Here is a 20,654-nt window from a genome sequence, read left to right as displayed (position 1 = left end):
AAATCGGTAAACCTAAACCTCGCGGGCGTTGTGCCCGCGATTGTTCTTGTCAATCAAGAGAGCGAGCTTTGAAAACCTATACCTTGCCCGACCCGGATGGACATTTTGGTCAGTTTGGTGGTTCGTTTGTCGCTGAAACGCTGGTCCACGCCCTGGACGAGTTGAAAGCAGCCTACGAACAGTATCGGAACGATCCTGAGTTTCTGCGCGAGTTTCACTACGAACTCAAGCATTTTGTCGGTCGTCCCAGCCCCGTGTACCATGCCCGTCGATGGTCGGAGCAACTAGGTGGAGCTCAGATCTGGTTCAAGCGCGAAGATCTCAATCACACTGGCGCACACAAGATCAACAACTGTATCGGTCAGATTCTGCTGGCTCGCCGCATGGGCAAGCCCCGTATTATTGCTGAAACCGGTGCAGGCCAGCACGGCGTGGCAACGGCTACGGTCGCCGCCCGCTATGGTCTGGAGTGTGTGGTCTACATGGGTAGCGAGGACGTGCGCCGTCAGGCTTCCAATGTGTACCGCATGAAGTTGCTGGGTGCGACGGTCGTTCCTGTGGAATCCGGTTCGCGCACCCTGAAAGACGCGCTGAACGAAGCCATGCGCGACTGGGTCACCAATATCAGCAATACCTTCTACATCATTGGCACGGTGGCTGGCCCTCATCCTTACCCGATGATGGTGCGCGACTTCCAATGCGTGATCGGTGACGAGTGCGTGGAGCAAATGCCTCAGGACGCCGGTCGTCAGCCGGACTACGTTTTGGCGTCGGTGGGCGGTGGTTCCAATGCCATGGGCATTTTCTACCCCTACATCGAGCACAAGGATGTGGAGCTGATCGGAGTGGAAGCGGCTGGCCGCGGTCTGGATACTCTGGAGCACTCGGCTTCCCTGAACAAGGGCATGGTGGGTGTGCTGCACGGTAACCGTACCTATGTGCTGCAGGACGATGACGGTAACGTCATGCCTACGCACTCGGTGTCGGCTGGCCTGGATTACCCCGGTGTGGGTCCCGAGCACGCCTGGCTGAAAGATTGTGGCCGTGCGCAATACGCCACCTGCACCGATGAAGACGCCCTGAAAGCGTTTCACGATTGCTGCCGCATCGAAGGCATCATGCCCGCGCTGGAGTCCTCGCACGCGCTGGCGCATGCGGCTCGCATTGCCCCGACTTTGCCCAAGGATAAAATCATCCTAGTCAGTTTGTCTGGTCGCGGTGATAAGGACATGCACACGGTCGCCGAGTACGGCGGCTTGACTCTGTAAGCAATCGGGAACGGATATGTCGAGTAATGTGCGTCTGAAAAAGACGTTTGAAGGTTTGAACGGGCGCTGTGCTCTGGTGCCTTATATTACGGCCGGAGACCCTTCGGTGCCCGCTACCGTGGCCTTGATGCATGCCTTGCGTCAGGCCGGGGCAGATGTCATTGAATTGGGTGTACCGTTTTCTGATCCCACTGCCGATGGCCCGGTGATTCAGCAAGCGGCTGAACGTGCCATCAGCCGTGGTGTGGGCTTGCGTAAAGTGCTGGAGATTGTGCAGCAGTTTCGCTTGATCGACGAGGAAACGCCGGTTGTTCTGATGGGTTACGCCAATCCCATTGAGCGTATCGGTCAGGCTGAATTTGCTGTCATGGCAGGCAAGGCGGGTGTGGACGGTGTGCTGACGGTGGACTACCCACCTGAGGAGTCCGAGGATTTCACCCGTTTGCTGACCGAGCAGGGCGTGGATACCATTTTCCTGCTCTCGCCTACGTCCACGGACGAGCGTATTGCCAAGGTAGCCGCTTTGGCGCAGGGCTATGTGTATTATGTGTCCCTGAAAGGTGTGACCGGTTCGGCCCAGATTGATGTGGCTGATGTGGAACACCACTTGCAGCGTATTCGTCAGCACGTCAAAATTCCGGTCGGAGTGGGTTTCGGGATTCGGGACGCGCAAAGCGCCAAAGCCATTTCCCGTAGCGCGGACGCGGTTGTCATTGGCTCCAAGCTGATCCAGACCATGGAACAGGCTGTGCAGGAGAACGCTGGCAAGGAGCAAAAGGATATGGATGCGGCTGCGGTTGCAGCAGCCAGCCAATGGCTCGCACAGATACGTCAGGCACTGGATAATTAGCCTAAATACCTATTCCGCGTATAGAATCATCTGCCTGTTCTTTAGGAACAGGCGCTTTTTTTCAGAATAAAGAGCTTGGTGGGCCGGGTGCCGGCCAGGCGAAAACAGGATCTAACAATGAGCTGGATCGAGAAAATACTCCCGCCGCGAATTAACCGTAACCCCGAAAGCAGCCGTCGCGTTCCCGAAGGGCTGTGGGTGAAATGTCCGTCGTGTGAGTCTGTGCTCTACAAGGAAGATCTCCAGGCCACCTTGAATGTCTGCCCCAAATGCAGCCATCACATGCGCATTGGTGCTCGTGCCCGGATCAAGTCCTTGCTGGACCCCGAAGGCCAGACCGAGATTGGTTCCAACACCCGTCCTATGGACCCCTTGAAGTTCCGCGATTCGCGCAAGTACACCGAGCGCGTTTCCGAGGCGGCCAAGCAGACGGGCGAAACTGAAGCCATGGTGGTCATGAGCGGCACGATTCTGTCTGTGCCTGCCGTGGTGGCCTGCTTCGAGTTTGAATACATGGCCGGTTCCATGGGTTCCGTGGTAGGCGAGCGTTTCACACGTGGTGTGCAGGCGGCTATTGCCAACCGTAGTCCTTTTATTTGCGTGGCCGCTTCGGGTGGTGCGCGTATGCAGGAGAGCTTGTTCTCTCTGATGCAGATGGCCAAGACGACGGCTATTTTGGCTGAATTGTCCGATGCGGGTTTGCCGTTTATCAGCATTTTGACTGACCCCACCATGGGTGGTGTGTCGGCCAGTTTCGCTTTTATGGGCGATGTGGTGATTGCCGAGCCTAATGCCTTGATCGGTTTTGCCGGTCCTCGCGTGATTGAGCAGACTGTGCGCGAGAAACTGCCCGAAGGCTTCCAGCGTGCCGAGTTCTTGCTGGAGAAGGGCGCTATCGATATGGTGGTTGATCGTCGCGAGCTGCAGCGTGAGCTGGCCGAGTTGCTGGCTTTGCTGACTCGTCAGCCTGCTGAGGCTGTGTCGCGGCATTCTTGATTGCCAAGGAATTGCTAAAGAAGAACGCCACCTGGGTTTAGGTGGCGTTTTTTTTTGGGCTGATGTTTTTTTGGGTGGAGAGGTTTGTGCTATTGAAGCATAGGCTTCTGGGTGGAGACCTCAGGGCGAGATTGGCTTGGTTTTCTTGGTGTGGGGAGTACGGCTCTGGGGCGGGGCCTTGGCCCGTGCTGCGCACGGGTACCCTTGGCTATTGAACAATCCAGGCGCCCAGTGAACTCACCAGGTACTTGGTCCCCCGGACCAAGTACAAGCGTCTGGCTCGAACAGCACTGGGCTTGCACCCTGGATTGTTCAATGGCCCGCGGCCAAGTCCCTGACTCGCCCCAGAGCCGTACTCCCCACACCAAGAAAAAAGGAATATCGCAGAGGGTTCAAGAAGAGGGAGAAGGAGCCTAGATGGCTGCTCTTTATGGATACGAGAGGAAAAAAAAACGCCGCCCCAAAGGGCGGCGTTTTTAGTCTTGCTGTTTACTGCGTTTCGACCTGTTGCAGCGGCTCGCTGTTCTCGGTTTCTGCAGCACGTTGCTTGCGTGGGCGACCCAGGCGCACTGGTGCGGGCTGGTAGTCGTCCTGTGTTGCCGAGCGAACGGTTTCCACCAGTTCGATGCCCGCTGCGTTTAGTACGGCTTCCAGAGGGGCGGCTGCGGGCTTCTGTGCTTGTTCGGCAGCAGGGGCTTTTGCAGCTGCAGTCGTTTGAGTCTCAACGCGAGTCTCTACGGCTGTGGTTTCCACTGGAGTGGCTTCAACGGCCGGGGCTTCAACTGCAGGTTGTGCTTCTGCGGGAGTAGCAGTTGTCTCCACGGCTTCAGCTTGAGCTTCGGTGGCTTCTGCTTTGGCTGGTTCGGCAGCAACTTCTGCTTGCGCAGGAGCAACAGCTTCTTCAGCGGCAGGAGCTTCTGGCGCTACCTCGGCCTGAGCGGCTGGAGCAGCAACTTCTTCCTGGGCAGTAGCGGTTTCTACGGCTGCAGTTTCCACTGGAGCGGCTTCAACGGCTGGGGTTTCTGCTGCGGCTTGCGTTTCTGCGGGCGCTGCGGCTGTTTCTACAGCTTCAGCTTGAGCTTCGGTCACTTCTGCTTTGGCAGGTTCGGCGGCAGCTTCTGCTTGCACAGGAGCAACGGTTTCTTCTGCGGCTGGAGCTTCTGGAGCAACTTCGGCCTGAACGGCTGGAGTGGCTACTTCTTCCTGGGCTGGAGCGGTTTCAACAGCGTTTACCGGGGTCGTAGCGACTTCTTCAGCTTGTTGTGCGGCTTGAGCAGCGGCAGGAGCTTCTTCAGAGGCCTCTACGGCGACAGGAGCTGCTTCTCGGGCTGCAGGTGCCTCTACGGCTGCTTGTGGCTGTTCAGGCTCGGCTGCTGCGGTTTGGGCGGCAGCTTGTTCCTGGGCATCCAGGGCAGCGGGGTTGAAGCTAGGTGTTTCGTGAGCAACGTAGGCGCTGGTATTGCCTTCTTCGTTGTTCTCTTCGCTCTCGGCTACGGCGTTGGCGTCGGTATTGCGACGACCACGACGGCTACGACGACGGCGACGTTTGCGCTCTGGGTCCAGAGCGCCGTTTTCGCTGTTCTCGTCGGTTTCGGCATCCGAGTTGTCGCTGGTATCAGCGCTGTCGGCCTCGGCCAGCTGTTCAGCGCGGTTTTGCGCTTCTTGCTTGGTGGCGGCCACGGCAGCAACTGCGGCGACGCTGGCCACTGCGGCAGCAGCCTGTTCGGGCTGGGTTTCTGTGCTGGCGACGTCTTTGTTCAGCTCGACGTTTTCTGCGCTGCCTTCTTCACGGCGTTGACGGCCACGGCCACGGCGGTTGCGTGGGTTGCGGCTGTTGCTGCTGCCTTCGTCGGCAGTGGCGGGCGTCGTGTTGGCGCTTTGTGGAGTTTCTAGAGCAGATTCGTTACCTGCTGAGGCGTTGCGGCGGCGACCACGGGTATTACCGCCGGTGCTTTCCGTGCTGGCTTTTTCTTCCTGAGCCGCTTCCGGGCGGTTGGACTGGCGACGGCCACGACTACCTTGGCCACGGCCACTATTGGATTGGCCGGGACGACCTTGGCGGCGGCCAGAGGAGGATTTGCTGCCTTCGGATTTGGTGGTCTCGGCCACGGGTTCGGCAGGTGCGCCGGACAACCAGTTCAGCAGGCGCTTGAGCAGGCCGGGTTTGTTGTCGCTAGCAGCGGCGCTGGCGGCTGCGGCGGCAGCAGGCTTGCTCATGGGAGCTGGCTGGGCCGGTGTGGTGCTCTTGACCAGGGCTTCTGGACGAGGCTTGATTTCGTGGCTGCGGTGCGGCACCAGGCTGTCTTGCTGCTCAGGCTGCTGGACCAGCTCGTAGCTGCTGCGCAGTTCATCCAGGCGTGGGTCGTCGTGGCGCAGGCGCTCGATGATGTGGTGCGGGGTTTCCAGATTCTTGTTCGGAATCAGGATCAGGGCAATGTTCAGGCGCGATTCGATCTTGGTGATGTCAGCGCGTTTTTCGTTCAGCAGGAAGGTAGCCACATCCACCGGCACCTGAGCGTGCAGGGCGGCCGTGCCTTCTTTCATGGCTTCTTCTTGCAGCAGACGCAGTACATGCAGAGCGCTGGATTCGGCATCGCGAATGACGCCAGTGCCGGTGCATCGTGGGCAAGTGATGTGGGAGCCTTCATTCAGGGCAGGGCGCAGGCGCTGACGGGACAGTTCCATCAGACCAAAGCGCGAGATCTTGCCCATCTGGACGCGAGCACGGTCCAGGTGCAGGGCATCGCGCAGGCGTTGTTCGACAGCACGCTGGTTCTTGCTGTCTTCCATATCGATAAAGTCGATAACAATCAGGCCACCCAAGTCACGCAAACGCAACTGGCGGGCCACTTCGTCGGCGGCTTCCTGGTTGGTGCGCAGGGCGGTTTCTTCAATGTCGGCACCACGTGTGGAGCGGGCCGAGTTCACGTCAATGGCAACCAGGGCCTCGGTGTGGTCGATAACGACAGCACCGCCCGAAGGCAATTGCACGGTACGCGAGTAGGCGGTTTCGATCTGGTGTTCGATCTGAAAGCGCGAGAACAGCGGGATGTCATCGCGGTACATCTTTACGCGATGCAGATTGTCGGGCATGACCACGCTCATGAAAGCGGCGGCCTGCTCGTGAATCTCGTCCGTGTCGATCAGGATTTCGCCAATATCGGGCGAGAAGTAATCACGGATGGCCCGGATAACCAGGCTGGATTCCAGATAAATCAGGATAGGAGCTGCATTGTCGCGGGCAGCGCCGTCAATGGCGGTCCACAACTGCATCAGGTAGTTCAGGTCCCACTGCAGTTCCTCGACGCTGCGGCCGATACCTGCGGTGCGGGCGATGATGCTCATGCCCTGCGGGATGTCCAGCTGGTCCATGGCTTCGCGCAGTTCCTGGCGGTCTTCGCCTTCAACGCGGCGCGATACGCCACCCCCACGGGGGTTGTTGGGCATCAGAACCAGATAGCGGCCTGCCAGGGAAATGAAGGTGGTCAGGGCAGCGCCCTTGTTGCCACGCTCTTCTTTTTCAACCTGGATGATCAGTTCCTGGCCTTCAACCAGGGCGTCCTGGATGCGGGCGCTGCGTACATCAACCCCTTCCTTGAAGTAGCTGCGAGCTACTTCCTTGAATGGCAGAAAGCCGTGACGCTCTTCACCGTAGCTGACGAAGCAGGCTTCCAGGCCGGGTTCGATGCGGGTGATGACCCCTTTGTAAATATTGCCTTTGCGCTGTTCGCGCCCGGCTGTTTCGATGTCGAGGTCAATCAGTTTTTGACCGTCGACAATGGCGACGCGTAGTTCTTCTTGATGCGTCGCATTGAACAACATGCGTTTCATGAGTGTGGATCTCCGTTGTCATGGAGCACCGAAATATCGGCGCACGACCGCGGGTCACAGGTGTGTAGCGCTATAGCTGCATCAGTTTGGTGCAGGCAGGCAAAATCGGCCTACCGGCTTATAGTCTGGGAGGCACGAGTCGCGCCAAAGCGCGAAGTTCAATCAGCAGGGGGGTCAGAGTCACGGTGTGTGTTTGACGAATATAAAATTGCTGGGGGAACGGCAGCCGCATAAATCATGCGGCTGGTGCAAAAGAGCGGGACAATCTGTGCAGGAATTCAGCGCCGCACGCGGGAGGAAAACATCTCTTGGAAAGCGGGCCTTCTTGCCACACGACTTTCGCTATTTCGGACTCACCCCGGCGACCTTATGACCCGGAAGCTGGAACTCAAGGATACAATTATCAGTCCTTGGTCATCCAACGGAGACGCACCCTTTGCATCTCTACGCTGGACCCAGTCTCAGCTTCCATAGGCTGAAGCGATTATATGCCCCTTTTTGTTATGTGCAAACCTCATGAATCACAAAGATCAGCCCCTCAAGTGCGAATATTACGCATTGATGAAACGCGGGCAGGTCAGCGTATAGATAATTTTTTGTTACGTGAATGTAAAGGGGTGCCAAAAAGCCACATTTACAAAGCGATCCGTGGCGGTCAGGTGCGCGTGAATAAAGGCCGTATCAGCAGTGACTATCGTTTGCAGGACGGCGATATGGTGCGCATTCCGCCGCTGCGCCTGCCCGAGCCCGAGCAGCCGCGTCATGTTCCCGCTGCCGTTTTCCCGGTGGTGTTCGAGGACGAGCACCTGATGGTCATCGACAAGCCTGCTGGTGTTGCCGTGCATGGTGGCAGTGGTGTGTCTTTTGGTGTCATCGAGCAGTTGCGTGCTGCCCGTCCTCAGGAGCCCTTTCTGGAGCTGGCCCACCGTCTGGACCGGGATACCTCCGGTTTGCTGATTATCGCCAAGCGTCGTGCTGCCCTGGTTGGTTTGCACGATATGTTCCGCGAAATCCGTGCTCGCAAATTTTATTGGGCGCTGGTGCAGGGCGATTGGGTGAACGATCGCCAGCATATCCGTTTCCCCTTGCTGCGCTGGCTGACCGAAAGCGGGGAGCGGCGCGTCAAGGTTGACCCCACAGGCAAGCCTGCGCATACCATCATCACCATGCAGCGCCGTTTTGGTCGCTTTACTTTGGTACAGGCGGAGCTGAAAACCGGCCGCACTCACCAGATCCGGGTTCATTTGGCCCATTCGGGCTTTCCGATTGTGGGCGACGACAAGTATGGCGACGATGCCATTCGCGATCAATTCGCCCGCCAGGGCTTCAAGCGCATGTTCCTGCATTCGGGGCGCCTGGAGTTCAATCATCCTGTCACCGGACAGCCTCTGGTTCTGGAGGCCGCCTTGCCGGCTGCCTGTCAGGCCGTTCTTGAGCGTTTGGAGAAGTAGTTATGACGCGTTACGCCGCCGTTCTGTTTGATTGGGACGGCACAGTTATGGATTCGACGTACTCAATTGCCAGTTCTATTCAGTTGGCCAGTGCGGATCTGCAATTGCCTGTGCCCTCGATTCAGCAAGCCAGCTGGGTTATTGGTTTGTCGCTGGAAAGCGCCTTGTATCGCGCTGTGCCGGATTTGACTGCCGAGCAGATGCCGCTGTTTCTGGAGCGCTATCGACATCACTTTATGCAGCGCGACCCGCATATCAAGCTGTTTGACGGAATTTTGCCTTTCATGGGTGAACTTCGTGGCCGCCAGATTGCCTTAGGAGTGGCAACGGGTAAAAGTCGTCAAGGTTTGGATAGAGTGCTGCAGCAGGTCAATCTCAGCACTTTTTTTGATGCTACCCGTTGTGCAGATGAAACCCGCAGCAAGCCGGACCCGGAAATGCTGCATCAATTGCTGGCCGAATTGATGTTGGAGCCCGAGCAGGTCTTGATGGTGGGCGATACCGTACACGATATTCATATGGCGGCCAATGCGGGCATGGATAGCGTGGCTGTCACTTACGGCGCGCATGATCCTCAAACCCTGGCCAAGGCTGAGCCCACGGTCATGGTTGATAATGTGGCGCAAATGCGCGATTGGGTATTGGCACGGATTTAATAGGCGGCAAGCCGGTTTGACGACCATCTTGCCAGACAGGTTCAGGAGATGGAGATGTTCAAATCACGTTCGCAGCCCATACGTCCCTCTGAAATTACCGACGAGTCGGTCTGGCGGGCGCGCCGCCGCCTGCTTTTGCAGGCTCCCGGCGCCTTGGCCCTGGCGGCCAGCTTGCCGGGTCGGGCTCAGGCGGTCCCGGTAGGGCAGGACTTGTCGTTCACGCCTTCCCAGCGCTGGAAACTGGACGATATGCCCACCAGCGAGTCCGATGTCACCTCCTACAATAATTTCTACGAATTTGGCACGGGCAAGGAAGATCCTGCCCGCCATTCGGGGAAATTCAAGACTGAACCCTGGACTTTGCAGATTGACGGTTTGGTGAACAAGCCGCTTACCTTGGATATGGACCAGATATTGAAGCTGGCCCCTTTGGAAGAGCGTATTTATCGTCTGCGTTGTGTTGAAGCCTGGTCCATGGTGGTGCCCTGGGTGGGCTATTCCTTGTCGGCCTTGCTAAAGCAGGCGTCGCCCCAGGGCTCGGCCCGCTTTGTTCGGTTTGAAACAGCGGCGGACCCGGAAACCATGCCGGGTCTACGCTCTCGTATCTTGGCCTGGCCCTATGTGGAGGCGCTACGGTTGGACGAGGCCATGCATCCTTTGACTCTGCTGGCTACCGGTCTGTACGGAAAAAGCCTGCCTGTTCAGAATGGAGCGCCTGTGCGGCTGATCGTGCCGTGGAAGTATGGGTTCAAATCGGCCAAGTCTTTGGTGCGCATCACCTTGACGGACATCATGCCCGAGTCCAGCTGGATGAAGGTGGCTCCGCATGAGTATGGCTTTTACGCCAATGTGAACCCGGAAGTGCCGCATCCCCGCTGGAGCCAGGCCACTGAACGTGTCATCGGTTCGGGATTCTTCGCCACCAAAAAGCCGACTTTGCCTTTTAACGGCTATGCCGAAGACGTGGCAGGTCTGTATGCCGATATGGACTTAAGGCGTTACTACTGATGAGTACCTGGAAGGCTGCGCAGTTGGATAGGCTCAAGCCCTTGGTATTCTTGCTGGGCTTGTTTCCCTTGGGGCGCTGGGTATGGTTGGGTTTCAACAATGGCCTAAGTGCCAATCCAGCTGAATTTTTGACCCGATCCAGTGGGGTTTGGGCCTTGGTGCTCTTGCTGCTGACCCTGGCTTTAAGTCCTGTAAGGCGTTTGCTGGCTCAGCCCGCCTTGGTGCGTTGGCGCCGCATGTTGGGCTTGTTCAGTTTTTTTTATGCAGCTTTGCATACCTTGGCCTGGGCCTGGTGGGATCGCTCGGGCGACTGGCTGTCCATGTGGCAGGACGTGATGCAGCGGCCCTTGATTGCGATCGGGGTAGTGGCTGTGCTGATTTTATTGGCCCTGACCCTGACCTCCACGCATGGCTGGCAGAAACGTTTGGGTCGTGGCTGGAGCCGCTTGCATCAAACCGTGTATTTGGCGGCGGTCCTTTCCATCCTGCACTTTTACCTGATTCGTACTGGTAAAAATGATGTGGTGGAAGTTTATGTCTATGGTTTGGTTCTGGTGGGCTTGCTGGTTTTGCGCCGCTGGCCCGTATTGAATAAGACAGCGCACTAAGAAAAACAGGTAATGAGCATAAGCCCATTGCCTGTTTTTTTATCAATCCAGACTTTGCAGAATGGCGGCTGTTTCGGCATCCAAAGTGCCGTCGTAGCGGGCTGGGCGGTAGTGCATCTGGAAGGCGGCGATCACGTTTTGTGTGGCCTTGTCGAACACGCCGCTGTCAGGCGTTTCGTAGCCTGCTTTGCGCAGCAGGGCCTGGGTTTGAGCAGCAGAGGGCAGGGGGCGCGTGGCGTACTGCGCCTGCAGTGCTCGGGCCTGTGATTCCTTGTACCAGCGGCCTATGCCTGCTTGGGCCAGTTCCTTCCAGGGGAAATGAGGGCCGGGGTCCAGCTTGCGTTGTGGGGCAACATCGCTGTGGCCAATAATATTGCGGGCAGACACGCCATGGCGCTGAGCCAGGTCTTTCAACAGTGCTTTGATTGCTTCAATCTGCCCGGACGTATACGGAGCCCAGCGACCATCTGCCAAGCGGCCCATATTAACGATTTCGATGCCGATAGAGCCGGTATTCAGGTCTGTGAAACCGTACCAGGAGCCCAGACCTGCATGCCAGGCGCGGCGTTCCTCTGGAACCAGACGGTAGACAGTGGGACGGCGCTCATCACTGACCAGGTAATGGGCGCTGACATCACGCTGTGTCAGCACCTTCAGGGAGGTGGCGTGGTCGCCAGCGGTGTAGTGCATGACCAGATAACGCACTCGGCTGTTCTGGCCCTGAGCGCTATAGCTGTCATCAAGTTTGAAGGGGCCGCTACTGCCACAAGCCGCCAATAAGGCCGTCAGGCTAAGTACGCCAATCTGAACGCTGCGCTTCAAGGCGGGTGTAAGAAAAGACAGGGATTTCATCTTAACGACCAGCCAGAAACAGGAAAATGCAGGGGGTTTTATCCAGGGCAGGCGGCTGGCGCTCGCGCCATTGTTCAACTGTGGCGGTCTGGATCAATTCACGCGTACCTGTCAGGTCACGAGCCAGGCACAAGCGTGTTGTGGGCTTGAGGGACTGCAGCAAGGTGCTGTACATGGCCTGGTTGCGATAAGGTGTTTCGATCAGGATCTGGGTTTGTTTCAGGGCTTGGGACTGGCTTTCCCATTGTTTGAGCTGCTTGGCGCGTGCGCCGCCATCCACGGGCGCATAGCCGTGGAATACAAACTGCTGACCGTCCAGGCCGCTGGCCATCAGGCTCAGCAAAATGGAAGAGGGGCCAACGTGAGGGCGTACGGGGATCTTCATTTCGTGGGCCATGGCAACCACCAGCGCACCGGGGTCGGCGACGGCGGGGCAGCCAGCTTCCGATACCAGACCAATGGCTTGACCTTGCAGGGCTGTTTTCAACCACTCACGCATTTCACCGGGTTTATTGCCGCGCTTGTCCAGCGTGTGAATAGTGATTTCTTGCAGAGGTACCACGGGCTCAACCAGTTTCAGGAAAGCACGGGCGGTTTTGGCGTTCTCGGCAATAAAGACGGTCAGTTCGCGCGTCAAAGCCTTGACGTCGGCGGGTAGCCAGCCGCTGATCGGGCTCTCGCTTAAGCCTACGGGGATCAGGTGCAAAGGGGCGGCTTGGGGCATGGCGTATCAGTCCTAAACGGAAGGGGGCAAAAGGGTGGGGCGCAAGGGGTTCAAGCCAAAGTGACGCAGCATGGTGCACAGCTCGATCAGCGGCAGGCCAATGATAGCGGTTGGGTCGTCCGAGCGCATGGACTCCATCAGGGCAATACCCAGGCTTTCGGCCTTGGCGCTGCCAGCGGTGTCATACGGTTTTTCCTGCAGCAAATAGTGCTCGATTTCTTCATCACTCAATGTGCGAAAACGACAATTGGTAACAATATCGCTGCACAGAAATTCCTGGCCATCCGTCACGCATAAAGCGCTATGGAAATCGATGTCTTGACCGCTCAGGCGACGCAGTTGTTTCTGCGCACCGGCATGGTCGCCAGGCTTGCCAATAGCATCCTGGCCCGATGTGGCGACCTGATCGGAGCCGATCACGAGGGCGCCTGGGTTCAACTGGCTGATACGGGCCGCTTTTTCACGCGCCAGACGCAGGCTGAGCTGGGCGGGAGCCTCTGCGGGAAGTGGGGTTTCATCAATGTCAGGAGACTGACAGGTGAAAGGCAAGCCCAAACGCGCTAACATAGCGCGGCGATAGACTGAGCTTGATGCAAGGATGAGACGCATAGTGTGTTTTAGCTGTGCTTTGGTTTGACTGCCTTGTGCTTGGCACGGTATTATCTAATGTTTTCTTCGTTATTGAAATGGTTGTGGGCTAGCTTGGCGGTTTGCCGACTGCGCTTTACATGCTTCAATACCGAGGGGCAGGAAAAAAAGCAGTACAAGAAAAAGTGGTAGAGCCCCCAAGCGATACCAAGGCAGTGAAACAAGCAAGCAGCAAACAAGCGAAAGCGACAAATAAAGCAGAACAAACAAGCGGTTCCAGATCCTGGTAAAACCGTGGTTTGATGCCCTAAGCATACTTATGACGACACAGTATATCGACACCTTGAATCTAGCCCGTGCCCCTCAGGAAATATCGGGCCAGGTGCTGGTGGAAGATTTGTCTCGTCTGGTATCCGATTTGCCCGATCAAGGCGATTTGCGCATTGACTGGAGTGTGTCGGGTCGGGAAGATTCTGCCCGGCGTCGTTTTGTGCATGTGCAGGCCAAAGGTAGTGTCATTTTGGAATGCCAGCGCTGTGTGAAGCCTTTTGAGTGGCCCATCGATATTTCCAACGAAGTACAGATTGTGGCAACCGAGGACGAACTTGAGCTGGATGATGACGATACGGAAGGTCCTGATCGCATCTTGTGTGAAGGCCAGTTGGATGTCCTGGGACTGGTCGAGGACGAGCTGATTCTTAGCGTGCCTTATGTGCCGCGCCATGAGGTTTGTCCCGACGCGCAGTCGCTGTCCATGGAAGCCAAGTCTGACGACCTGGATGAGTCCGCCTTTGAGCGGCCGTCCCCGTTTGCCGTATTGGGCTCGCTCAAGAAGTCTTGATTGTTTGTTACTAATTCGTTAATTTTTTCGGGCTGCACCCATTTATTCGGGGTTGTCCATCTACAGGAGTCATCATGGCTGTTCAGCAGAATAAAAAGAGCCCGTCCCGGCGTAACATGCGTCGTTCGCACGACGCGCTTACTGGTCCTTCGACGGCTATCGAGCCTACGACTGGCGAACTGCACCTGCGTCACCACATCAGCCCTAACGGCATCTACCGTGGCCGTAAAGTGCTGAAAACAAAGAACGACGAGTAATAGTCTCTTTGTCGTTGCAAGCAACATAGGTTGCATGCTTGATGTCTAACAAAAAAATACGTATTGCCATCGATTGCATGGGCGGCGATATCGGTTTATCCGTCACTGTCCCTGCAGCGCTGCTTTTTGCCAAGCGCTATCCGGATGTGCACTGCTTATTGGTTGGCGAGCCTCAGGCCATCGAGCAAACATTGCGTGCGCAAGGTAATGTCGATACCTCCTGGTACGACATTCTTCCCGCATCCGAAGTTGTCACCATGGCCGATTCGGTCGAGGTGGCCCTGCGCCGCAAAAAAGACTCCTCCATGCGAGTGGCTGCTCAGTCCGTCAAGGATGGGATAGCTGATGCCTGCATTTCTGCGGGCAATACCGGCGCATGGATGGCAATTTCGCGCTACGTACTCAAAACTCTGGATGGGATTGATCGCCCAGCTATTGCCACGTCCATCCCGAACCAAAAGGGCGGGGCCACGATCATGCTGGATCTGGGTGCCAATGTGGATTGCTCCGCAGAACACCTGTTGCAGTTCGCCATTATGGGATCTGCCCTGGCCAGTATCGTGGATCGCCACGAGCGTCCCACCGTGGGCTTGCTCAATATTGGGGAAGAGGTCATCAAAGGCAACGAAGTCGTCAAAAAGGCGGCTGAACTGTTGCGTTCCAGCGGACTGAATTTTTACGGCAACGTAGAAGGTGACGATATCTGCAAAGGTACCGTCAACGTGGTCGTGTGCGACGGTTTCGTGGGCAATGTGGTCCTTAAATCCATTGAAGGGCTGGCCAAGATGGTCGGCAGTATGCTGCGCGACGAATTTACCCGTGACCCATTGAGCAAAGTGTCCGCTTTGCTGGCTCGTCCTGTCTTGAATCGTTTCCGCGACAGGGTGGATAATCGCCGTCATAACGGTGCGGCCCTTTTGGGTTTACGCGGTATTGTTATCAAGAGTCATGGTTCTGCCGATGCCTACGCTTTCGGTTATGCTTTGCAACGGGCCCGCGGTGCGGTGCTCAATGGTCTGCTCAGCGGTACCAGCCAGGCAGTCGAACGCATCATGCAAAGTGTGAGCTTGCATGAAGAGCAAAGCGGCGAACCAGATACACGCCATACTTCAGAGCCCTCGTCCTCATAAGAACGGGCTTGATCGGGAACATAAAATGACGATATTTGCCAAGATTATCGGTACAGGCGGCTACCTGCCTCCTCGGATTGTGTCTAACGATGATCTAGCGGTGGAGCTGGCTCAAAAGGGTATCGAAACCTCCGATCAGTGGATTGTCGAGCGTACCGGTATTCACCAGCGTCATCTTGCCGATCCCGGTGTCCGTACCAGCCACTTGGCAACCCAGGCCGCGCGTCAGGCGCTGGAAGATGCGGGCATTGCTGCCCAGGATCTGGACCTGATTGTGGTGGCTACTTCCACTCCCGATTACGTTTTCCCCAGCACCGCGTGTCTGGTGCAGGCCGAATTGGGCAACAAGGGCGCTGCCGCGTACGACGTACAAGCGGTGTGCAGCGGCTTTGTCTATGCACTGACGACTGCCGACGCCATGATCAAGGCTGGCCGTGCGCGCAATGCGCTGGTCATCGGTGCCGAAGTGTTCTCCAGCATCCTGGACTGGAACGACCGCTCTACCTGCGTCCTGTTTGGCGACGGTGCGGGCGCTGTGGTTCTGCAAGCCAGCGATGAACCCGGTGTTCTGGCTGCCCAGCTCAATGCAGATGGCAGTCAAATGGGTATTTTGTGCGCGGCCGGCAATGTCTCGCACGGTCAGGTAGTGGGCGATCCCTTCCTGCGTATGGATGGTCAGGCTGTGTTCAAGCTGGCTGTCACTTCTCTGGCCGCTTCGGCCAATCAAGTCTGCGAACAGGCTGGCGTCTCTCTGGCCGATATCGATTGGCTGGTGCCGCACCAGGCCAACGTTCGTATCATCAATTTTCTAGGTCGTAAGCTGGGTATCCCCTCCGAGAAGGTGGTTATCACGGTTGATCAACATGCCAACACCTCGGCAGCCAGTGTGCCTTTGGCCCTGAATGCCGCTCGCCGGGATGGTCGTATCCGTGCCGGTGATCTGGCGCTGTTGCAAGGCGTGGGTGGCGGCTTTACCTGGGGTTCGGTGCTGGTCCGCTGCTAAGTAGCGCGATCCGGATTACCGCCTCATCTCTTTGGGTTTTTCTACCATGAAAATTGCGTTTGTCTTTCCAGGACAAGGCTCGCAGTCCGTAGGCATGCTCGATGCCTGGGCCGAGTCTGCTGTCGTACAGCAAGCCATTGCACAAGCCAGCCAGTCGCTGGGCCAGGACCTGGCTCAGTTGATGGCACAAGGGCCTGCCGAGGCTCTGAACCTGACTACCAATACTCAACCTGTCATGCTGGCTAGCGCCGTGGCCATGTATCAGGCCTGGATTCAGGCCGGTGGCCCCGCTCCTGCCGTGATGGCCGGTCATAGCCTGGGTGAATACTCGGCCCTGACTGCTGCCGGTGCTCTGAGCCTAGAACAAGCAGTTCCGCTGGTTCGCATCCGTGCCGATGCCATGCAAGCTGCCGTACCTGTGGGTGTCGGTACCATGGCTGCCGTGCTGGGTCTGGATGACGATCAAGTGCGCGATGTGTGTGCTCGTGCCTCTGAGGGGCAGCAGATTGTTCAGGCTGTTAACTACAATGCGCCTGCTCAGGTTGTGATAGCCGGGAATGTGGAAGCGGTAGATCGTGCATGTGCGCTGGCTAAAGAAGCCGGTGCCAAGCGTGCCTTGGTGCTGCCTGTATCGGCTCCTTTCCACTCCAGTCTGTTGGAACCGGCAGCTGCTGTGCTGGCCCAGGCTCTGGCCTCGGTTCAAGTGCAAACGCCTGCTATTTCCGTGATCAATAACGTGGACGTAGCCGCGCCTACCGACCCCGAACAGATTAAAGATGCGCTGGTCCGTCAGGCCTGGCATCCCGTGCGTTGGGTTGAGACCATCCAGGCCATGAAGGCTCAAGGAGTCACCCACGTGGTCGAGTGTGGTCCAGGCAAAGTGCTGACGGGACTGGTCAAGCGTATTGACCGTGATCTGGTCGCCTTGTCGATCAGTGACCCTGCGTCCTTGCAGGCCACTTTGGAAGCCCTGGAGGGAGCATAAATGCAAGAATTGGACCTAAGCGGCAAGACTGCACTGGTAACCGGCGCATCGCGCGGTATCGGTCAGGCGATTGCTAAAGAATTGATGGCACGAGGTGCCAAGGTGGTTGGTACCGCTACTTCCGAGTCCGGCGCACAGGCGATTTCCGCTGTGCTGGATCAGAATGGCAGCTACGGCCATGTTTTGAACGTGGACGACCCGGCTGCTTGCGAAGCGCTGATTTCGGCTTTGAGCAAAGAAGACGGTGGCCCGCACATTCTGGTTAATAATGCCGGTATTACGCGTGACAACCTGGCCATGCGCTTGAAAGATGAAGACTGGGACGCCGTTATCCAGACCAATCTAAGTGCCGTGTTCCGCCTGTCGCGTGCCGTTATCCGCCCCATGATGAAAGCCCGCTGGGGCCGTATCATCAGCATCACTTCGGTGGTGGGCGAGAGCGGTAACCCCGGTCAAGCCAACTACGCAGCTGCCAAAGCCGGTGTCGCCGGCATGAGCCGTGCCTTGGCGCGCGAGCTCGGTAGCCGTAACATTACAGTTAATTGTGTCGCTCCGGGCTTTATTGATACGGACATGACACGCTCTCTGACCCCTGAGCAGTCGGCGGCAATTTTGTCGCAAATCCCCCTGGGACGACTGGGTGCTGCTGAAGATATCGCTAATGCGGTAGCCTTCCTGGCCGGGTCGCAAGCGCAATATATTACGGGCAGCACCATCCATGTGAATGGTGGTATGCACATGTAAGGCTTGGCATCGCGCCCGGCTGAGGTAAAATTGCGGGATTATTTGGGGCCTATTGCTTGAGCCGGCGTTGTAAGAATAACGTTGGGCCTCATACAAGAACGCCGTTTTTTGTCATAGCTTATCCCTCTTAGCAGTATGGATTGGCTATAATTTGCGGGAATTTTTCCCAACTTGGAGAATCTGCATGGAAAGCATCGAACAGCGCGTCAAGAAGATCGTCGCTGAACAACTTGGCGTTAACGAAGCCGAGATCAAAAACGAATCTTCTTTTCTCGACGACCTCGGTGCCGACTCGCTCGACATGGTCGAGCTCGTGATGGCGCTCGAAGACGAATTCGAAACCGAAATACCAGACGAAGAAGCTGAGAAAATCACGACGGTCCAGCAAGCTGTGGACTACATCAATTCTCACAGCAAGCAGTAAGTTCAATTAAGAGGGTGGGCGGCATTGTGCACGCCCTCGCTCCAGAGCGGTTTCCAGAGAGTAGCCTGTGCCCGGCGGCTTTAGCTTGCAAGACGCAGTTATTCCCTTTAAACCGCTTTTTTTGTGTTTAGGAGTCATCCGTGAAACGACGTGTCGTGATTACCGGGCTGGGTATTGTTTCCCCGGTCGGCAACGATATTCCTACCGCGTGGGATAACATCGTCAATGGGCGTTCGGGCATCGGGCGTATTACCCGTTTCGATCCTTCGGCCCTAACAGCCCAGATAGCGGGTGAGGTCAAGGATTTTGATTTAACACCATACATTTCGTCCAAAGAAGCCAAGCAGATGGATACCTTTATCCATTACGGCGTGGTCGCAGGTATGCAGGCCTGGAAGGATTGCGGTCTGGATATCAACAGCATCAATGCTGAGCGTGTGGGCGTTATCGTCGGTTCGGGGATTGGTGGTTTGCCCCGCATTGAAGAAACCCAAAAAGATTATCTGGAACGGGGCCCACGTCGGATTTCCCCGTTCTTTGTGCCTGGCTCCCTGGTCAACCTGGTGTCTGGACAACTGTCCATCGGCCTGGGCCTGAAAGGTCCTAGCTACGCTGTTGTGTCGGCATGTACAACCGGCCTGCACTCCATTGGTGACGCTGCTCGCTTGATCGAGTATGGCGACGCTGATGTGATGATTGCCGGCGGTGCCGAATCCACCGTGTCCCCTCTGGGCATTGGCGGTTTCGCCGCCATGCGTGCTCTGTCCACCCGTAACGACGATCCTGAAACAGCCTCGCGTCCTTGGGACATGGACCGTGACGGCTTCGTACTGGGTGAGGGCGCTGGTGTGCTGGTGCTGGAAGAGTACGAGCATGCCAAGAAACGTGGCGCACGCATTTACGGCGAGTTCTCCGGCTACGGCATGAGCTCTGACGCTCACCACATCACTTCGCCTGACCGTGACGGTCCGCGTCGTGGCGTGATGAATGCCTTGCGTAACGGTGGCATCAACGCTGACGAAGTTCAGTACGTCAACGCACACGGTACTTCTACGCCACTGGGCGACGTGAACGAGTCCGAAGCATTGAAACTGGCTTTTGGCGATCACGCTTACAAGCTGGTGGTCAACTCCACCAAATCCATGACGGGTCACCTGCTGGGTGCGGCCGGTGGTATTGAAGCGGTGTTCACCACCTTGGCGGTGTATAACCAGATCTCGCCTCCAACCATCAACATCTTCAACCAGGACCCTGCCTGCGACCTGGATTACTGCGCCAACCAGGCGCGTGACATGAAGATTGATGTCGCTCTGTCCAACTCTTTCGGGTTTGGCGGCACTAACGGTTCGATGGTGGTTCGTCGTCTTCGCTAAGTTAGACTGCCCCACTCGTAACGCCCAGTCCTGGTCGATCGGAGCTCCGGCTCCGGTGCGCCGACTGGGCGCTTTTGTCTGTGCCTTGCTTGCAGCAGGCCTGGCCTGGACAATGTCTAGCTGGCAATGGCCCTGGGGCCTGGCAATATTGGCAGGTGCTTTGTGGGCTTATTTTTTGTATGCTCGCAGTCGTGGGGCATGGGATGAGCGCGCTACACTAGCGCATCGTGCAGGGCTATACTCCTTGCAGTGCGAGGGGGCAGCAAAGGAGTCCGTGCAAATAGAGCAGATCTGGCGTTGTGCCTGGTTCATGACCTTGCATTTGCGCCGTGATTGCACCAAGGCTTGCCGTACCGTGACCGTATGGCGCCGCGCCCAGTCGCAGCAGGACTGGTGGGCCTTGTCTCTATGTGCCAACCGACTGTCTCATCAGGTCCGTGCTCAGAATAAGGATTCTTAATGAGTGAACGCGATACCGATGCCGAACTAGTTGCACGTGTTCAGCGTGGGGATAAGCGAGCCTTTGACCTGCTGGTACTGAAGTACCAGCGCAAAATCATGCGTCTGCTCAGCCGCATGGTACGTGACCCGTCTGAAGTCGAGGACGTGGCTCAGGAAACCTTCATCAAAGCGTACCGAGCTCTTCCCCAGTTCCGGGGCGAGAGTGCTTTTTACACCTGGCTGTACCGCATTGCGATCAACACGGCCCGTAACTGGCAGGCCTCGGCCGCCCGACGTCCCAATACTTTGCAGAACGTCGAAACTGAAGAAGGTGAAACTTTTGACCGAATCGACAACCTAAGCGATATAAGCACGCCAGAATCCATGATGGTCAGTCGCCAGATTGCTGAGACGGTAAATACAGCGATCCAGGCACTGCCCGAAGAGTTGCGGACGGCTATCGTGCTACGTGAAATAGAAGGTATGAGCTACGAAGATATTGCTCAGACCATGGACTGCCCTATAGGAACTGTACGCTCACGCATCTTTCGAGCCCGTGACGCCATTGCTGCGCAATTGCGTCCCATACTCGATGGTGAAGATAGTGAACGACGGTGGTAAGGA

Annotated in this window: 21 protein-coding genes; 17 read left to right on the top strand and 4 right to left on the bottom strand. The window is 56.9% G+C overall.

Annotation, left to right across the window (positions count from 1 at the left end; translation table 11 throughout):
• Positions 1–68 precede the first annotated feature (68 nt).
• The 3 genes from trpB (at position 69) to accD (ending at position 3,114) form a co-directional block, all read left to right on the top strand.
• Positions 69–1,268: a tryptophan synthase subunit beta gene (gene trpB, locus OSH04_RS04050; RefSeq protein WP_009456612.1), complete on the top strand. Its 1,200-nt coding sequence runs from the start codon at positions 69–71 to the stop codon at positions 1,266–1,268.
• Positions 1,269–1,284: 16 nt separating this feature from the next.
• The gene (gene trpA / locus OSH04_RS04045) at positions 1,285–2,118 is read left to right on the top strand and encodes a tryptophan synthase subunit alpha (protein ID WP_009456611.1); all 834 of its coding nucleotides are present in this window, start codon (positions 1,285–1,287) and stop codon (positions 2,116–2,118) included.
• Positions 2,119–2,235: 117 nt separating this feature from the next.
• Positions 2,236–3,114, top strand: a complete 879-nt coding sequence (accD, locus tag OSH04_RS04040; protein ID WP_035272491.1) for an acetyl-CoA carboxylase, carboxyltransferase subunit beta — start codon at positions 2,236–2,238, stop codon at positions 3,112–3,114.
• Between the two features lie 489 nt (positions 3,115–3,603).
• On the opposite strand, the gene OSH04_RS04035 is transcribed toward accD, so the two are convergent.
• Complete coding sequence (locus tag OSH04_RS04035) at positions 3,604–6,945, bottom strand: Rne/Rng family ribonuclease (protein WP_266107976.1); 3,342 nt, start codon at positions 6,943–6,945, stop codon at positions 3,604–3,606.
• A 488-nt stretch (positions 6,946–7,433) separates the two neighbouring features.
• On the opposite strand from OSH04_RS04035, the gene OSH04_RS04030 reads away from it, so the two are divergent.
• The 4 genes from OSH04_RS04030 to OSH04_RS04015 are packed head-to-tail and all read left to right on the top strand — an operon-like array spanning position 7,434 to position 10,668.
• On the top strand, positions 7,434–8,396 hold the full coding sequence (locus tag OSH04_RS04030; protein WP_264180248.1) for an RluA family pseudouridine synthase: 963 nt from the start codon (positions 7,434–7,436) through the stop codon (positions 8,394–8,396).
• A gap of 2 nt (positions 8,397–8,398) precedes the next feature.
• Positions 8,399–9,052 (top strand): HAD family hydrolase, encoded by a 654-nt coding sequence (locus tag OSH04_RS04025; protein ID WP_009456607.1) that lies wholly within the window; start codon positions 8,399–8,401, stop codon positions 9,050–9,052.
• A gap of 54 nt (positions 9,053–9,106) precedes the next feature.
• A complete protein-coding gene (gene msrP / locus OSH04_RS04020; RefSeq protein WP_266107975.1) occupies positions 9,107–10,060 on the top strand; it encodes a protein-methionine-sulfoxide reductase catalytic subunit MsrP in 954 nt (317 codons plus the stop codon).
• The gene (locus OSH04_RS04015; protein ID WP_083053273.1) at positions 10,060–10,668 is read left to right on the top strand and encodes a protein-methionine-sulfoxide reductase heme-binding subunit MsrQ; all 609 of its coding nucleotides are present in this window, start codon (positions 10,060–10,062) and stop codon (positions 10,666–10,668) included. The genes msrP and OSH04_RS04015 overlap by 1 nt, the downstream gene beginning before the upstream one ends.
• Before the next feature lie 42 nt (positions 10,669–10,710).
• Here the strand turns inward: OSH04_RS04015 and OSH04_RS04010 are convergent, their stop codons facing one another.
• Genes OSH04_RS04010 through OSH04_RS04000 form a run of 3 tightly spaced genes read right to left on the bottom strand, consistent with a single transcriptional unit; the run spans position 10,711 to position 12,811 of the window.
• Positions 10,711–11,520, bottom strand: coding sequence for an N-acetylmuramoyl-L-alanine amidase (locus OSH04_RS04010; protein WP_115633915.1), 810 nt, complete (start codon positions 11,518–11,520; stop codon positions 10,711–10,713).
• A gap of 1 nt (position 11,521) precedes the next feature.
• Positions 11,522–12,244: an SAM-dependent methyltransferase gene (locus OSH04_RS04005; protein ID WP_088450515.1), complete on the bottom strand. Its 723-nt coding sequence runs from the start codon at positions 12,242–12,244 to the stop codon at positions 11,522–11,524.
• A gap of 12 nt (positions 12,245–12,256) precedes the next feature.
• Positions 12,257–12,811, bottom strand: coding sequence for a Maf family protein (locus OSH04_RS04000; RefSeq protein ID WP_266107974.1), 555 nt, complete (start codon positions 12,809–12,811; stop codon positions 12,257–12,259).
• 340 nt (positions 12,812–13,151) lie between these two features.
• On the opposite strand from OSH04_RS04000, the gene OSH04_RS03995 reads away from it, so the two are divergent.
• The 10 genes from OSH04_RS03995 (at position 13,152) to rpoE (ending at position 20,651) form a co-directional block, all read left to right on the top strand.
• The gene (locus tag OSH04_RS03995) at positions 13,152–13,673 is read left to right on the top strand and encodes a YceD family protein (protein ID WP_266107973.1); all 522 of its coding nucleotides are present in this window, start codon (positions 13,152–13,154) and stop codon (positions 13,671–13,673) included.
• 74 nt (positions 13,674–13,747) lie between these two features.
• On the top strand, positions 13,748–13,930 hold the full coding sequence (gene rpmF / locus OSH04_RS03990) for a 50S ribosomal protein L32 (RefSeq protein ID WP_003800968.1): 183 nt from the start codon (positions 13,748–13,750) through the stop codon (positions 13,928–13,930).
• Positions 13,931–13,971: 41 nt separating this feature from the next.
• Entirely contained in the window at positions 13,972–15,060 is a 1,089-nt protein-coding gene (gene plsX / locus OSH04_RS03985) for a phosphate acyltransferase PlsX (protein WP_266107972.1), read from the top strand.
• Positions 15,061–15,085: 25 nt separating this feature from the next.
• Positions 15,086–16,063, top strand: a complete 978-nt coding sequence (locus OSH04_RS03980; protein ID WP_009456588.1) for a beta-ketoacyl-ACP synthase III — start codon at positions 15,086–15,088, stop codon at positions 16,061–16,063.
• 46 nt (positions 16,064–16,109) lie between these two features.
• Positions 16,110–17,048, top strand: coding sequence for an ACP S-malonyltransferase (gene fabD, locus OSH04_RS03975; protein WP_021446871.1), 939 nt, complete (start codon positions 16,110–16,112; stop codon positions 17,046–17,048).
• Positions 17,049–17,792, top strand: a complete 744-nt coding sequence (gene fabG / locus OSH04_RS03970) for a 3-oxoacyl-ACP reductase FabG (protein ID WP_021446870.1) — start codon at positions 17,049–17,051, stop codon at positions 17,790–17,792.
• A 184-nt stretch (positions 17,793–17,976) separates the two neighbouring features.
• On the top strand, positions 17,977–18,216 hold the full coding sequence (gene acpP, locus OSH04_RS03965) for an acyl carrier protein (RefSeq protein ID WP_003800961.1): 240 nt from the start codon (positions 17,977–17,979) through the stop codon (positions 18,214–18,216).
• Between the two features lie 140 nt (positions 18,217–18,356).
• On the top strand, positions 18,357–19,589 hold the full coding sequence (gene fabF / locus OSH04_RS03960) for a beta-ketoacyl-ACP synthase II (RefSeq protein WP_021446869.1): 1,233 nt from the start codon (positions 18,357–18,359) through the stop codon (positions 19,587–19,589).
• A 274-nt stretch (positions 19,590–19,863) separates the two neighbouring features.
• Complete coding sequence (locus OSH04_RS03955) at positions 19,864–20,049, top strand: hypothetical protein (RefSeq protein WP_238441765.1); 186 nt, start codon at positions 19,864–19,866, stop codon at positions 20,047–20,049.
• Positions 20,049–20,651, top strand: coding sequence for an RNA polymerase sigma factor RpoE (rpoE, locus tag OSH04_RS03950; RefSeq protein ID WP_009456579.1), 603 nt, complete (start codon positions 20,049–20,051; stop codon positions 20,649–20,651). Before OSH04_RS03955 ends, rpoE begins: the two co-directional genes overlap by 1 nt.
• Positions 20,652–20,654 lie beyond the last annotated feature (3 nt).

The organism is Alcaligenes nematophilus (genome assembly GCF_026344155.1).
GTDB classification, from domain to species: Bacteria; Pseudomonadota; Gammaproteobacteria; order Burkholderiales; family Burkholderiaceae_B; genus Alcaligenes; species Alcaligenes phenolicus.
The sequence above is the reverse complement of the archived record's forward strand: the minus strand, read 5'-3'. Positions and strand labels throughout refer to the sequence as shown.

Excerpts from the sequence above, each read along its gene's own strand:
- OSH04_RS04030 (WP_264180248.1), top strand. The coding sequence starts at position 7,434 with ATGCCCCTTTTTGTTATGTGCAAACCTCATGAATCACAAAGATCAGCC.
- rpoE (WP_009456579.1), top strand. The coding sequence starts at position 20,049 with ATGAGTGAACGCGATACCGATGCCGAACTAGTTGCACGTGTTCAGCGT.
- fabD (WP_021446871.1), top strand. The coding sequence starts at position 16,110 with ATGAAAATTGCGTTTGTCTTTCCAGGACAAGGCTCGCAGTCCGTAGGC.
- rpmF (WP_003800968.1), top strand. The coding sequence starts at position 13,748 with ATGGCTGTTCAGCAGAATAAAAAGAGCCCGTCCCGGCGTAACATGCGT.
- accD (WP_035272491.1), top strand. The coding sequence starts at position 2,236 with ATGAGCTGGATCGAGAAAATACTCCCGCCGCGAATTAACCGTAACCCC.
- OSH04_RS04010 (WP_115633915.1), bottom strand. The coding sequence starts at position 11,520 with ATGAAATCCCTGTCTTTTCTTACACCCGCCTTGAAGCGCAGCGTTCAG.
- OSH04_RS03980 (WP_009456588.1), top strand. The coding sequence starts at position 15,086 with ATGACGATATTTGCCAAGATTATCGGTACAGGCGGCTACCTGCCTCCT.
- OSH04_RS03995 (WP_266107973.1), top strand. The coding sequence starts at position 13,152 with ATGACGACACAGTATATCGACACCTTGAATCTAGCCCGTGCCCCTCAG.
- OSH04_RS04000 (WP_266107974.1), bottom strand. The coding sequence starts at position 12,811 with ATGTTAGCGCGTTTGGGCTTGCCTTTCACCTGTCAGTCTCCTGACATT.
- OSH04_RS04015 (WP_083053273.1), top strand. The coding sequence starts at position 10,060 with ATGAGTACCTGGAAGGCTGCGCAGTTGGATAGGCTCAAGCCCTTGGTA.
- OSH04_RS04035 (WP_266107976.1), bottom strand. The coding sequence starts at position 6,945 with ATGAAACGCATGTTGTTCAATGCGACGCATCAAGAAGAACTACGCGTC.
- fabG (WP_021446870.1), top strand. The coding sequence starts at position 17,049 with ATGCAAGAATTGGACCTAAGCGGCAAGACTGCACTGGTAACCGGCGCA.
- OSH04_RS04025 (WP_009456607.1), top strand. The coding sequence starts at position 8,399 with ATGACGCGTTACGCCGCCGTTCTGTTTGATTGGGACGGCACAGTTATG.
- OSH04_RS04005 (WP_088450515.1), bottom strand. The coding sequence starts at position 12,244 with ATGCCCCAAGCCGCCCCTTTGCACCTGATCCCCGTAGGCTTAAGCGAG.
- msrP (WP_266107975.1), top strand. The coding sequence starts at position 9,107 with ATGTTCAAATCACGTTCGCAGCCCATACGTCCCTCTGAAATTACCGAC.
- acpP (WP_003800961.1), top strand. The coding sequence starts at position 17,977 with ATGGAAAGCATCGAACAGCGCGTCAAGAAGATCGTCGCTGAACAACTT.
- trpA (WP_009456611.1), top strand. The coding sequence starts at position 1,285 with ATGTCGAGTAATGTGCGTCTGAAAAAGACGTTTGAAGGTTTGAACGGG.
- plsX (WP_266107972.1), top strand. The coding sequence starts at position 13,972 with ATGTCTAACAAAAAAATACGTATTGCCATCGATTGCATGGGCGGCGAT.